12 protein-coding genes and 1 riboswitch are annotated in these 12,384 nt (G+C 71.5%); of the genes, 6 read left to right on the forward strand and 6 right to left on the reverse strand.

Annotated elements, in window-relative coordinates; translation table 11 throughout:
- Nucleotides 1-201: 201 nt before the first annotated feature.
- Nucleotides 202-365: riboswitch (cyclic di-AMP (ydaO/yuaA leader) on the forward strand.
- An 8-nt stretch (nt 366-373) separates the two neighbouring features.
- Both ABZ893_RS24475 and ABZ893_RS24480 read left to right on the forward strand, forming a co-directional pair.
- Nucleotides 374-1,582 (forward strand): NlpC/P60 family protein, encoded by a 1,209-nt coding sequence (locus ABZ893_RS24475; RefSeq protein ID WP_361407319.1) that lies wholly within the window; start codon nt 374-376, stop codon nt 1,580-1,582.
- Between the two features lie 27 nt (nt 1,583-1,609).
- Complete coding sequence (locus ABZ893_RS24480; RefSeq protein ID WP_361407321.1) at nt 1,610-2,557, forward strand: tellurite resistance/C4-dicarboxylate transporter family protein; 948 nt, start codon at nt 1,610-1,612, stop codon at nt 2,555-2,557.
- Here ABZ893_RS24480 and ABZ893_RS24485 read toward each other — a convergent pair.
- Complete coding sequence (locus ABZ893_RS24485) at nt 2,535-2,888, reverse strand: hypothetical protein (protein WP_361407323.1); 354 nt, start codon at nt 2,886-2,888, stop codon at nt 2,535-2,537. The genes ABZ893_RS24480 and ABZ893_RS24485 overlap by 23 nt on opposite strands.
- Before the next feature lie 364 nt (nt 2,889-3,252).
- Here ABZ893_RS24485 and ABZ893_RS24490 point away from each other — a divergent pair, with 364 nt between their 5' ends.
- Both ABZ893_RS24490 and ABZ893_RS24495 read left to right on the forward strand, forming a co-directional pair.
- Nucleotides 3,253-4,329 (forward strand): NlpC/P60 family protein, encoded by a 1,077-nt coding sequence (locus ABZ893_RS24490; RefSeq protein WP_361407325.1) that lies wholly within the window; start codon nt 3,253-3,255, stop codon nt 4,327-4,329.
- Between the two features lie 33 nt (nt 4,330-4,362).
- Complete coding sequence (locus tag ABZ893_RS24495) at nt 4,363-5,001, forward strand: hypothetical protein (RefSeq protein ID WP_361407327.1); 639 nt, start codon at nt 4,363-4,365, stop codon at nt 4,999-5,001.
- A gap of 37 nt (nt 5,002-5,038) precedes the next feature.
- Here the strand turns inward: ABZ893_RS24495 and ABZ893_RS24500 are convergent, their stop codons facing one another.
- The gene (locus ABZ893_RS24500) at nt 5,039-5,761 is read right to left on the reverse strand and encodes a response regulator transcription factor (protein ID WP_361407329.1); all 723 of its coding nucleotides are present in this window, start codon (nt 5,759-5,761) and stop codon (nt 5,039-5,041) included.
- A complete protein-coding gene (locus tag ABZ893_RS24505) occupies nt 5,758-7,047 on the reverse strand; it encodes a PspC domain-containing protein (protein WP_361407331.1) in 1,290 nt (429 codons plus the stop codon). Before ABZ893_RS24505 ends, ABZ893_RS24500 begins: the two co-directional genes overlap by 4 nt.
- Nucleotides 7,048-7,311: 264 nt before the next feature.
- Between ABZ893_RS24505 and ABZ893_RS24510 the strand changes: the two genes are divergently transcribed.
- Nucleotides 7,312-8,805, forward strand: coding sequence for a PspC domain-containing protein (locus ABZ893_RS24510; protein ID WP_361407333.1), 1,494 nt, complete (start codon nt 7,312-7,314; stop codon nt 8,803-8,805).
- Entirely contained in the window at nt 8,792-9,001 is a 210-nt protein-coding gene (locus ABZ893_RS24515) for a hypothetical protein (RefSeq protein ID WP_361407335.1), read from the forward strand. The genes ABZ893_RS24510 and ABZ893_RS24515 overlap by 14 nt, the downstream gene beginning before the upstream one ends.
- 158 nt (nt 9,002-9,159) lie before the next feature.
- Here the strand turns inward: ABZ893_RS24515 and ABZ893_RS24520 are convergent, their stop codons facing one another.
- From ABZ893_RS24520 to ABZ893_RS24530, 3 genes are all read right to left on the reverse strand, one after another.
- Entirely contained in the window at nt 9,160-9,687 is a 528-nt protein-coding gene (locus ABZ893_RS24520) for a DoxX family protein (protein ID WP_361407783.1), read from the reverse strand.
- A 102-nt stretch (nt 9,688-9,789) separates the two neighbouring features.
- Nucleotides 9,790-11,055 carry a hypothetical protein gene (locus tag ABZ893_RS24525; RefSeq protein ID WP_361407337.1) on the reverse strand — a complete coding sequence of 422 codons (1,266 nt, stop codon included), beginning with the start codon at nt 11,053-11,055 and terminating at the stop codon, nt 9,790-9,792.
- Between the two features lie 424 nt (nt 11,056-11,479).
- Nucleotides 11,480-12,271, reverse strand: coding sequence for a class II aldolase/adducin family protein (locus ABZ893_RS24530; protein WP_361407338.1), 792 nt, complete (start codon nt 12,269-12,271; stop codon nt 11,480-11,482).
- Nucleotides 12,272-12,384 lie beyond the last annotated feature (113 nt).

A 12,384-nucleotide genomic window follows, 5' to 3' on the forward strand; every position in this document is an offset into this window, starting at 1 on the left:
TGGCCCCGCCTTCCCGGGACGGGCACGCCACGAAGTGCGGGAATCACCCTGCGTGACCGTTACCTCCGGTCACCAAGAAGATTTCCGAAGGTCACGAAAATGTATCGGGCATATCGAACATCAACCTTCACAGCAGCCACACGAGTTGGCTACGGTGCTCCGCGGGCCGCCCGTCCCCCCGCCGGCAACCGCGCCGCGAGCGGGTCGCCCCCGCTGAGTTCAGTACGCCGAGAGGCATGGAACCGGGGACCCAGGACTTTTGGGGTGAATCGGCCGACGACCCGTCAGGGCACGGCCGTAGGGCAGCCTTCCGAATCTTCGCCCGAACCCGTCAGCTAACCCGGTAAGCGGTCACGGGAAGGAGTCCCACCCCTTGGCGTCGCACCGCAAACCGCGGACAGCCAGTCCCCGTACGGCCCCCGTCCTCGGCATCACGACGGCCGCCCTCACCTCGATAGCGCTGCTCTCGCAGACGGCGAACGCGGCGCCCTCCGCTCCGCCGAAGCCGAGCCTGGAAGAGGTCCAGAAGAAGGTCGACACGCTCTACCACCAGGCGGGCGTGGCCACGGAGAAGTACAACGCCGCCAAGGAGCGCACGGCCACGCAGCAGCAGCGCGTCGGTCACCTGCTCGACGACGTCGCCAAGCGGACCGACAAGCTCAACAAGGCCCGCCAGGAGCTCGGCACCTTCGCCGCGGCCCAGTACCGCACGGGCGCCGTGTCCGACACGGCGACGCTGCTCCTCGCCGACAACCCGCAGGACTACTTCGACCAGGACCATCTGATGGGCAGGCTCACCAGCCGTCAGAAGAAGGCCGTCGACGACTACCAGGCGGAGCAGGTCGCCACCACGAAGAAGCGCACGGAGGCGACCAAGAGCCTGGAGACGCTGACCAGTTCGCAGGCCACGCTCCGGAGCTCCAAGAAGGAAGTCCAGCAGAAGCTCGGTGACGCGCGCGACCTCCTCTCGAAGCTGACCGCCGAGGAGAAGGCGCGGCTCGCGGCGATCGAGAAACAGAAGCAGGAGGAGGCCCGCAAGAAGCAGGAGGCTCTCGCCCGCCAGCAGGCGGCGGCCGAGGCCAAGCGCAAGGCGGCGGAAGAGGCCAAGCAGAAGGCTGCCGCGGGCTCCGGTTCCGGTTCCGGTTCCGGTTCCGGTTCCGGATCGAGCACGGGTTCGGGCACGAGCACCGGCTCCGGAGGCAGCAGCACCGGAAGCACCGGGTCCGGCTACGCGACCAAGGCCGCGAAGGTGATCAGCTTCGCCGAGGCCCAGATCGGCAAGCCGTACGTGTGGGGCGCCACGGGCCCCGGCTCGTACGACTGCTCGGGCCTCACGCAGGCCGCGTGGCGGTCGGCCGGGATCTCGCTGCCGCGCACCACCTGGGACCAGGTCAACGTCGGCAAGACGGTCAGCACGACCGACGCCCAGCCCGGTGACCTGGTGTTCTTCTACAACGACATCAGCCACGTCGGCATCTACATCGGCGGCGGCAAGATGATCCACGCACCGAAGCCGGGCGCGAGCGTCCGCGTCGAGTCGATCTACTACATGCCGATCCACAGCGTGGTGCGCCCGGCCTGACCGTCTTTGTGGGGTTACGTTCGGGCGGTGCGCGGCCCGAACGCAACCCCACGTCCCGGACCCACGTGGTCCCAGCTCCCGCCGGCGGCCGGCGCCGCCGTCATGGCCACCGGCATCATCTCCGTCGGCCTGCACCTGACCGGCCACTCGGTGCTGTCCGGCATCTTCCTGGTGCTCGCCGCCGCCCTCTGGCTCGTCCTCGCGGCGAACTTCGCGAACCGCCTCGTCAACGACCCCGCCCGCTGGGAGTCCGAGGCCGACACCCCGCCCGCGCTCACGGCGGTCGCGGCCACGACGGTCCTCGGCACCCGGTTCTCCCTGTTCGGCTGGCAGACCACGGCCGAGGCGCTGCTCGCGCTCGCCGCGCTCGTCTGGCCGGTGCTGATGATCAACGTGGTGCGGCACTGGAAACGGCGGATGCCGGGAAACGTCTTCCTCGGCTGCGTTGCGACGGAGGGCCTCGTCGTCCTGGCCGCGACACTCACGAGCGCGACCGGCGCGCACTGGCTCGCGTACACCGGGATGGTGCTCTTCTGGGGCGGGCTCGTCCTGTACGTCTTCGCGCTGCTCCGCTTCGACCTGCGTCAGGTCGCGACCGGCGCGGGTGACCAGTGGATCGCGGCCGGCGCGCTCGCCATCGCCGCGCTCGCGGGCGCGAAGCTCGTCTCGACGGGCCTGTGGAACGACGACGACACCGACACCCTGCGCAGCGCGGCCGTCCTGGTGCTCGTCCTCGACGTCGTCTGGTACGTGGTGCTGGCGGTGGCCGAGGTGTGGTGGCCCCGGTGGGACTACGACATCCGGCGCTGGTCGACCGTCTTCCCGATGGGAATGACGGCGGCGGCGATCCTCTCCGTGGGGACCGCCGCCGACGCGCCCTGGCTCAGGGGCCCGGGGCAGGTGCTGCTGTGGGTCGCGGTGGCCGCTTGGCTCGCGACCCTCGTGGGAGCGCTCAGGTCCAGAGCACCGCGATGAAGATGTTCGTCATGGTCAGGCCGCCGACCAGGCCGAACAGGCCCTTGTCGATCTGCTCCTCGTCGCGCTTCACGTAGACGAGGCCGAGGATCACGATCAGCAGGGCGAGCTTCACGCCGATCTTGATGTTGTCGACGGTGCTGCCGTTCGCCTGGTTGAGGCCGACCAGGATCGCGCCGGTCACCAGCATGGTGAGCGCGCCGTGCAGCATCGCGGGGACGAAGCGGGCCGTGCCCTTGCCCATCGCCTTCATCTGGGTGAGGAACCCGCCCAGCAGCGAGGCGATGCCGATGATGTGCAGGCCGACGAAGATGTGGATGAGTACGTCCATGTGGCGGAGCCTAACCGGAGCCTCACTCCCGTCCGGCGGCGGGCCATGTTCCTCCGGACCCGCCTCCGGCATCGGCGCAGCGCCGGCCGTCACCGACCTGTACCGGTCCGTGACGGTCCACTCCGGTCGGCCATCGGTCAGGTGCGGTCGCACCCGGAACAGAAGGGCCAGTTGTGGACAATCCGTCACCAACCCGTGACGGTCAGGTTTAGCGTCCTTCCTCAGGTGACCGGCTCCCCACCGCCGCTCCGTCCGGGGCGGTAGCCGGCCGCCTACCGCCGAGAAGGTCCGGCGGCGGCCCGCTCCCCCTGTGCCGGGCCGCCGCCGGACGCGTAAGCAGTACGTACCGGAAGGACGTGCCCCCGTGGCGGCAGCGCACCGTAAGCCCCGACCGCGCTCGCTCACCGGCCCTACGGCCCGCACCGCGGCGACCCTCGCGCTCGCCTCCGCGGCGACCGCCACCGCCTTCGACGGCGCGGCGCACGCGGAGCCCCGGCTCACCCCCGGCCAGGTGAAGGCGAAGGTCGACCGGCTCTACCAGGAAGCCGAGAAGGCCACCGAGAAGTACAACGGCGCCAAAGAGAAGGCTGCCAAGGCCGAGCGGCAGCTCGACGCCCTGCGCGACGAGTCGGCCCGCCGCATGGACCGGCTCAACGCCCGCCGCGAGGCGCTCGGTTCGGCCGCCGCCGCGCAGTACCGCACCGGCGCCCTCGACCCGACCATCCAGCTCGTCCTGTCGTCCGACCCCGCGCACTACCTCGACGACGCCGCGCTGACCGACCGCCTCGGCACCCGTCAGGCCGCCGCCGTCGAGCGTGTCCGGCGCGAACTCCGGCAGATCGGCCAGCTGCGCGGCGAGGCGGACGGCCGCCTCGCCGAACTGCGGCAGCGCCAGGGCGAACTGCGCAAGCAGAAGAAGACGGTCACCGGGAAGCTGACCGAGGCCAAGCGTCTCCTCGACCAGCTGCCGGCGGCCGAGCGCACCAGCATCGGAGCGGGCGCGGGCGACACCGGAACCGACGGCACCGTCCGTGCCTCGCGCTCCGACCTGTCCCGCGACCTGCCGTCCGGGGCCCTGCCGAAGGCGCCGGACTCCCGCGCGGCGGCGGCCATCGCCTACGCGTACAAGGCGCTCGGCAGCCCCTACGTGTGGGGCGCCACCGGCCCGAACGCCTTCGACTGCTCCGGCCTCACCCAGGCCGCGTACCGCTCGGCCGGCGTCTCCCTGCCGCGCACCACGTACTCCCAGATCAACGCAGGCCCCCGCATCCCCCGCTCCCAACTCCAGCCAGGCGACCTGGTGTTCTTCTACTCGGGCATCAGCCACGTCGGTCTCTACATCGGCGACGGCAAGATGATCCACGCGCCGAACCCCAGCGCTCCCGTGCGCATCGCCTCCGTCGACCTGATGCCGTTCGCGGGGGCAACTCGGGTGGCGTGAGCCGGTGTTCCGCCCGCCGGTAGGGTCGGGGACATGTCCCGACGCCCCCTGCCACCACCCCCGCCGCCCCCGCATCTGAGCACCTGGCCCGACCGTCAGGCGCTGCTCGCCGGCCGCGCCATGGCGCTCGACGAACTTCGGAAGAGGCACCTCGGGCTGGGACGGCTGCTGCTGCTGTGGCTGTTCGGCGCGGGCGTCCTGATCGGCTGGGCCCTGATTACCCTGGTGGTCGGGGAGTTCGAGGACAAAGATCCCCTGGTCTTCGTCCTGGGCCCCATCTTCGCCGTTCTCGGCCTGGGTGCGCTGGTCCCGTCGGTCATCGGCATCGTCCTCGCCATCCGCCGCGACCGGAAGATACGTGAACTCACCAACGCCTGGCTGGCGTTGGACAGCGACCCGGCGTCCGAAGCGCGCCTACGCTCCCCCGGTCTCAGCCTCACCTGGCTCCTGTCGTCCCTGGTGCTGTGCGTGCTCGGCCTGTGGGCCTCCTTCGGAACCGCCGCCTCGGCCGGGCCGGGGCGGTACGTGTACGCGACTGTCGCCTGGGGGATGGGTTCGGGCCTGATCATGTGGGTGACGGGCCTCGTCGGCATCGTGAAGGCGGCGGGGCACTACCGCTGGGCCCTGCGTACGGTGAGCGCGCCGGCCGCGAACGGCGGCGCCCACCGCTGACGGCCCGGCGACCGGGTGCCTGGCCGTGGCTGAACCGTCAGACCAGGCGCCGCGCCGTCGCCCATCTCGTCAGCTCGTGCCGGTTCGACAGCTGGAGCTTTCTGAGGACCGCCGAGACGTGCGACTCGACCGTCTTCACCGAGATGAACAGCTGCTTGGCGATCTCCTTGTACGCGTAACCACGGGCGATCAGACGCAGGACCTCCCGCTCGCGCTGCGTGAGGCGGTCCAGGTCCTCGTCGACGGGCGGAGCGTCGGTCGACGCGAACGCGTCCAGCACAAAGCCCGCGAGACGCGGGGAGAACACCGCGTCGCCTTCCTGGACACGGAAGACGGAGTCCACCAGGTCCGTGCCGGTGATCGTCTTGGTGACATAACCGCGGGCACCGCCACGGATGACGCCGATGACATCCTCCGCCGCATCCGAGACCGAAAGCGCCAGGAAACGCACGGGGTTGTCGACGGCCGACATCAACGGAGCACACCGGCGCAGGACTTCGACCCCACCGCCGCCCGGAAGGTGTACGTCGAGCAGGACGACCTCGGGGCGTGTGGCCGTGATGACCTTGACCGCCTGGTCGACGTCAGCGGCCTCGCCGACCACCTCGACGCCGGTCGTCCCGGTGCGGCCGATCTCCGCCTGGACCCCGGTGCGGAACATCCGGTGGTCGTCGACGAGGACCACGCGCACGTGCCGGTCCACCTGCTCGCCCGCCTCCGCCGCGTCGCTCGTCCCGGGCCTGGACTGCTCGTCACTCATGGGGTCATCTCCGCCCTCTTCATGGTCAGTTCGACCTCCGTACCGCCGTCCGGCACCGCGCGCAGCCGTGCCGAACCGCCGTTGCGCTCCATCCGGCCGATGATCGATTCTCTAACGCCCATCCGGTCCGCGGGTATCGAGTCGAGGTCAAAGCCGGGCCCCCGGTCCCGTACGGACACGAACACCCGCTCCTCCTCCACCTCGGCATAGACCTGCACCGCACCGCCCTCGCCACCGTACTTCGCGGCATTCACCATCGCTTCCCTCGCGGCCTGCATCTGTGCGGAAAGACCGTCGTCGAGCGGGCAGTCGCCGACCACCACGACTTCGAGGGGCACCCCGTGCTGGTCCTCGACCTCGGCCGCGTCGCGCTTGACCGCCTCCGCCACGGTGGCCGGCTCGTCGGCCTCGTCCTTCCCGTTGCCCTCCGGTCTGTAGAGCCAGGCCCGCAGGTCGCGCTCCTGGGCGCGGGCCAGGCGCCGCACCTCACCCGGGCTCTCCGCGTTCCGCTGTATCAGCGTCAGGGTGTGCAGCACCGAGTCGTGGACGTGCGCCGCGACCTCCGCCCGCTCCTGCGCGCGGATCCGCATGAGGCGTTCCTCGGACAGGTCCTGGGTCATGCGCACGAGATAGGGGCCGGCGAGCAGGGCGATGCCGACGATGACGGCGAGGGCGGCCTGGAGGACGGAGCCGAGGTGCTGGGCCGACCCCTGGAGGACGAAGATCCCGGTGACCCCGGCTCCCACGAGGACGACACCGGCCGCGGCCCGCGCCAGATTCAGGGTGCGTCTGCTGCGGCCCACCTCCATCCAGCGGGCCCGGCGCGCGTTGTCCGCCTGGCGCCAGACCAGGGCCACACCGGCGCCGACAAGGAGCGCCGGCCACAGGTACGCCTTCGCGTTCCCCGCCAGATTCACATTGCTGACGAAGACCATCGCCACGACGACCATGAGGAGCAGCGCGAGGATCTGCCCCTTGTCGGGCTTGCGGGCGACGAGCCGGCGCCGGCCGTCCGGCGCTATTTCCGTGACGAACGCCGAGGACCGCTCGCCGCCGACGCCACCGACGCCGAGCGGGACGAAGAACCAGAACGCCGCGTAGAGCAGAGCCCCGAGTCCGTCCGCCATGAACAGGCCCACGAAGACGAGCCGCACCCAGATCACGGGCAGGCCGAGATGTCCGGCGAGTCCCCGCGCCACTCCCCCCAACATGCGACCGTCGCTGCTGCGGTAGAGCTTGCGCGGTGCCCGCGGTTCGTCGATGGGTGCTGCTGCGGCTTCCGGCATGACACTGATCGTCACACGTGGGACGGGCCCGGGCATCAGGGTTCAGCCCGGAGACGCCCCTGATCTCCTGCCCCGACGTCGGCCGCGTCCGCGGCCGTCCCGCGCCGCGTCCCCGCAGCATCACGGCCGGATTTCCCATCGCGTTTCCCGCCGCGTATCCACGGTCGTGAGGGTGCGCCCCCGAGCGGTGTAAGGGGCGATTTCAGGGTTCGGCCAGGGTTGTCCCGGCTGCCGCGGCGGGCCTCCGGCCGTCACCATGGACACATGACAGATCACCAGCACGCCTCGCCGGAAGCGGAGGCCGGGCAGCCGAAGGACGGCTCGCCCGGTCCCGGTTCCGCGAGCGCTTCCGCAGGCGGCTCCGCGGGCACGTCCGCACCGCCCGCGCAGGGACAGGAGACCGGCGCCGGTTCGGCGCCGGCCAGGTTCCGGCGCGACCGGCGGAACGGGATGCTGGGCGGCGTGTGCGCGGGCCTCGGCCGGCACTGCGACATGGATCCGGTGATCTTCCGGATCGGGCTCGCGGTGATCGCCGCGACCGGCGGCCTCGGTCTGATCTTCTATGGCTTCGCCTGGCTTTTCGTCCCCTACGACGACGAGGAGGAGAACGAGGCGCGCAAGGTCCTCTCCGGCCGCGTGGACGGCCCTGCGCTCACGGCCGTGCTCTTCGCGCTCGTCGGCTGCGGGCTCTTCCTCTCGATGCTGAACAACGGCGGAGTGCTCACGTTCGCCGCGGTTCTCACCTTGCTTCTCGCGGGCGCGGGTTACTGGTCGCAGCAGCGCGGAGCTGCCGGTCCCGACCCCCTCGCGGCACCGTCAGTGGCGGACGCACCGCCCGAGCCACAGGCACCGCCCGTCACCGGAGCGCCTTCGTGGTGGCGGGACCCGATAGTCAAGGACGGCACGCATGTAGGAGGGACCGGGTACTTCTGGGGACCCGACAGAGCGCTCGACATCCGGTACGAGCCGACGGCGCGCGGACCGCACGCTACGGCTTGGGTCTCGGACTACGTCCCTGACGACCTCGGGGACCCCGGGGTCTCCGGGTCCGGCTCCAGACCTGACTCCGGATCCGGCTCTCGCGCCGCAACCGGGTCCAGACCCGGTTGCGCTCCCAGGGAGCGCGGGCCGCGCTGGATCGGCGGGTGGACGTTCCTGCTCGCCCTGGCGGCAGGGTGCGCGGCCACCGCGGCGACGTGGCACGGGCACCCGCTCGGGAATGCTCTGCAGGCCGGTCTCGCGAGCGCGCTCGTCGTGTTCGGCCTGGGCATCGGGCTCAGCGCGTTCCTCGGCAGAACGGGTGCCGGCTCGGTGATCTTCGCGGTCCTCACGGCGGGGCTCCTTGCCGCGGCGGCCACGCTTCCGTCGAACATCACCACGAGCTGGGTGCGCACCTCCTGGACTCCGGCCTCGGTCACCCAGGTGGCGCCGAGGTACTCACTGGGGACCGGTGTCGGCACGCTCGACCTGAGCGGGGTCGACGTCGGCAAGGGCAAGACGCTGACGACGCGGGTCGAGGTCGGGGCGGGGCGGCTCAAGGCCGTCGTGCCGAAGGACGCGACGGTCGTGCTGCGGGCCGAGGCGGGAATCGGTGACATCCGGCTGCCGGACGAGCGGACGAGCGACGTGGACGTCCGTCCGGGGCAGGACCAGAAGGTGACCCTCACGCCACCGGCGGGCAGCAAAGACGGCGGCACCGTCGTACTGCGGCTCGAAGTGGGCGTCGGACAGGTGGAGGTGGCCCGTGCCACGTCATGAGTTCCAGCCGGGGAAGCTGGTCGCCGGGATCGTGCTCACCGTCACCGGGGCGCTCTATCTGGGCGACGCGCTCGGCGCCTGGGCGGTGCCGTGGTACGTGGTGTTCCCCCTCGTCGCCGGCGGTCTCTGCCTGGCGGGGGCGACGGGGACGGTGACGTACGCCGTCCGGCGGCGGCGAAGAGGGGCGCTGCGCTAGAGCTTCGACGGCCTTTTGTGCGGGGTGAGTTGTTCGGCGGCCGCTTGTGGGCTGGGTAGTTGTTCGGGTGTTGCTTGTGTGTGTGGGGGGCGGGTGCCGCTTGTGTGGGGCTGGGCGCGCAGTTCCCCGCGCCCCTTTCGGGGCGCGGGGATCCTCCCTCACCCGAGCCCGCTTCTGGCTCGGCGGCGGGACTTGAGGAGCGCGTCGGCCGAGAGCACCGGCGCTCCCGCGAGGACCATGGGCAGCCACGCCATCAGGTAGGCCAGGTCGTTGCCGAGGTAGTACGGCTGGGTCGCCCAGCTCACCGTCAGCCACAGGCTCAGCGAGATGAGCATCCCGCCGACCGCGGCGACGCGGGCGAACAGACCGATCAGGGTGCCGATGCCGACGGCGAGTTCACCGAAGGCGATGGCGTAGCCGAAGCCGGCCGGGGCCTTGAGCGCCAGGTCGACCATGGCGGGGATGGCGGAGATGTTGCGTACTCCGTGCATCTGCTCGCCGATCGAGCCCGGTCCGGAGGCGTGGAAGAACGCGGGGGTGGTCAGCTTGTCGAGCCCCGCGTAGATGAAGGTGACGCCGAGAAAGACACGTAGAGGGAGGAGTGCGAACCGTTGAGCGTTGTCCCGCCAGGTGCCCCCGCCGCCCAGGTAACTGGTGGGGTTGTCCGTCCGCATACCGTGAGCCATCGTCCGTCCGCCGCCTCTCGCGCCCGCCTCGGTGCCCGTCACCAGACCATACGTACACGGCGGCGTGACTGCTCAGTAACGTGCGGGGCTTGCGACGGGGTGTCAGTCCGACACGTCGATCGCGCACGGGTTCGTCTCGACGCCGGCGGCGGTGACGACCCGTACCTCGACGCGGCCGGGTTCGACGTCGACCGGGACCGGGACGGTCAGGGTCGTGTCGGTCGGGTTGGTGAAGCCGCCCGGCACCGGGACGAGGGGCACATGGACGTACACGGGGCCGATGCGGACGACCATGCGGGCGAGGCGGTCAGCGGTGGCGGCGCCGGGCGGTACGAATCCGGCCCCGCGGATCTCGATGTCGTCGCCCGTACGGATCGGCGCGTCCAGGTCGCCGGCCTCGCGGGACCGCACGACGGAAAGGATCACGGGCCGGCCGCCCTCGGCGTACTTGGCCGCGAGGTAGGTGGCCGCCGAGACGAGGGTGAGCAGGGCGAGTCCCCAGGGCAGGTCGGGCAGTTGGGCGGGGTTGCGGGCGAGGCGCACCGCCACGAAGACCAGGGCGACGGCCGAGATCAGGACGTACTGGATGTCGGCGAAGGAGCCGCGGCCGGAGTCGTCCGTGAGCAGGTCGGCGGCGCGTGGGCGGTCCGCGCGCACCTTCTGCAGGCGCTGGCCCAGGACGCGCAGCCCCACGACGCGGCGCACCAGGACGGCGATGCCGCAGATGACGGCGAGGACGGTCAGCACACCGGCGCCCCGGGCGAGTTCGAGCCCGGCGATCAGGGTGTGCCGTGCGCGAGGGCTTGTCGCCCCGGCCAGTTCGCCGGCCAGGACGAGTGCCGCGTAGACGAGGACGAGGACCCAGGCGGCGGCGACGGCGCGGGAGGTGGACAGCCGGTTGTCCTCGCCGACGAGCGGGGCAAGGATGCCGCCGGCCGAGCGGTGGACGTGGGCCGCGCCGGTCAGGAGACCGCCGACGACGACCGCGGCGAGCAGCCCCGCCGTGCGGGCCGTGGTCCAGCCGACGCCGATCGCCGTGACCGCCTGCACGATGAGAAGCAGCGCGCACCCGCCCCACACCACCGCGACCGTGCGCGGCCAAAGGCCCGCGAGCCACGCCTCGCCCTCGGCGCGCCCCCGGTCGGCCATGTCCCGTGCGGACTGGGTCAGTTCGTCCGAGACCCACTGCCGGGAGGCACCCGCCGACCGGGCGACGGCGGCGGGCAGCCCTTGTCCGGCCGCCAGTTCGTCCCGCTTGGCGAGGAACGCGGCCACGGCCAAGCGGTGCCCTTCGCGCGCTCCGTGCGGGCAGTCGCCACAGGTGCAGCTCCCGCCGTGCGTTCCTTCTCGCGCCTCCTGGACCGCCACCCGGAACGCCCGCCTTCCCAGTCAGAGCCCGCGCGACCCGAACGACCGCGCGTCAACTTCCGTGCAATGACTGCGAATTGTGCCGCACATGAGCCCGTACGGGGCGGCCCTCTGCGGCCAGGCGAGAGTGAACGGCGAACACCCGTGTTGACCCACGCCCGTGAACCGACACCCCGACGTCACGGTCCGACGCGGCCCGCCCCCGCGGAGCCGCACGTCACGCAAGCCGGGAGCACCACCGGCGCCACAACGACCGACAGCGCCCACGCCACCACGACTCGGCCGCGCGCGCCCCACGCCACGTCACCCGGCGGAGCCCGCCCGCCTCCTCACCCGGCGAAGCCCGCCCGCCACCCCACCCGCCGAAGCCACCCGTCACGCCACCCGACGGCGCCCCAAATCACGTCACCCGGCAGAGCCGCCGTCAAGACAGCAGATCCGGCTCCGCGCTGCTGATGTCCTGCCACAGGGGCTGGTGGTTGATCCAGGCGACGAGGTCGCCGCCCAGCTGGTCGCGCGTCGCGAGCGCCTTGCGGTGATCGATCAGCACCGGGCGGCCCGCCGCTCGCGCGGCGAGCTGCACCTGGGCGGAGCGTTCCATCGAGAGGAACCACCACGCCGCCGCGTCGACCGAGTCGCCCACGGTGAGCAGACCGTGGTTGCGCAGGATGAGTGCCTTGTACGAGCCGAGGGCGGCCGCGATCCGAGCCCCCTCCTCCGCGTCCACCGCCACGCCGGTGTACTCGTCGAGCAGCGCGTGGTCCTCGTAGAAGGCGCACGCCTCCTGGGTGATGGGGTCGATCAGCTCGCCCAATGTGGACAGGGCGCGCCCGTGCAGCGAGTGGCAGTGGGCGACGGCGACCACGTCGGGCCGCGCGCGGTGGACCTGCGCGTGGACGGTGAACGCGGCCTGGTTCACATGGCGGCGGCCCTCGACGACCTGCCCGTCCCCGTTGGCGAGGACGAGGTCGGAGACGGTGACGTGCTTGAACGGCATCCCGAAGGGGTTCACCCAGTAGCAGTCGTCGTACTCGGGGTCCCGCACCGTGATGTGCCCCGACACCCCGTCCTCGTAGCCGAGGCGGCCGAAGATGCGCAGGGCGCCCGCGAGGCGCTCCTTGCGGTAGCGGCGGTCGTCGGCCGGGGAGTCGTGGACCGGGGGCATCGCGAACTGGAGCTGTTCGGTGGGGATCGGTGAGGGCGCCTGCGTCGACATGGTCCGGAAGTTACCCGCGAGGAGCTCAGGAGGACAGAGGCGAGCTGTGAAGAGAGTGCGCCGACCGGCCGACACCCCGGCCCATACCGGTCAGCGGATGTCGGGTTTCGGCG

The sequence above is a fragment of the Streptomyces sp. NPDC046821 genome (genome assembly GCF_040645335.1).
Lineage (GTDB): Bacteria > Actinomycetota > Actinomycetes > Streptomycetales > Streptomycetaceae > Streptomyces.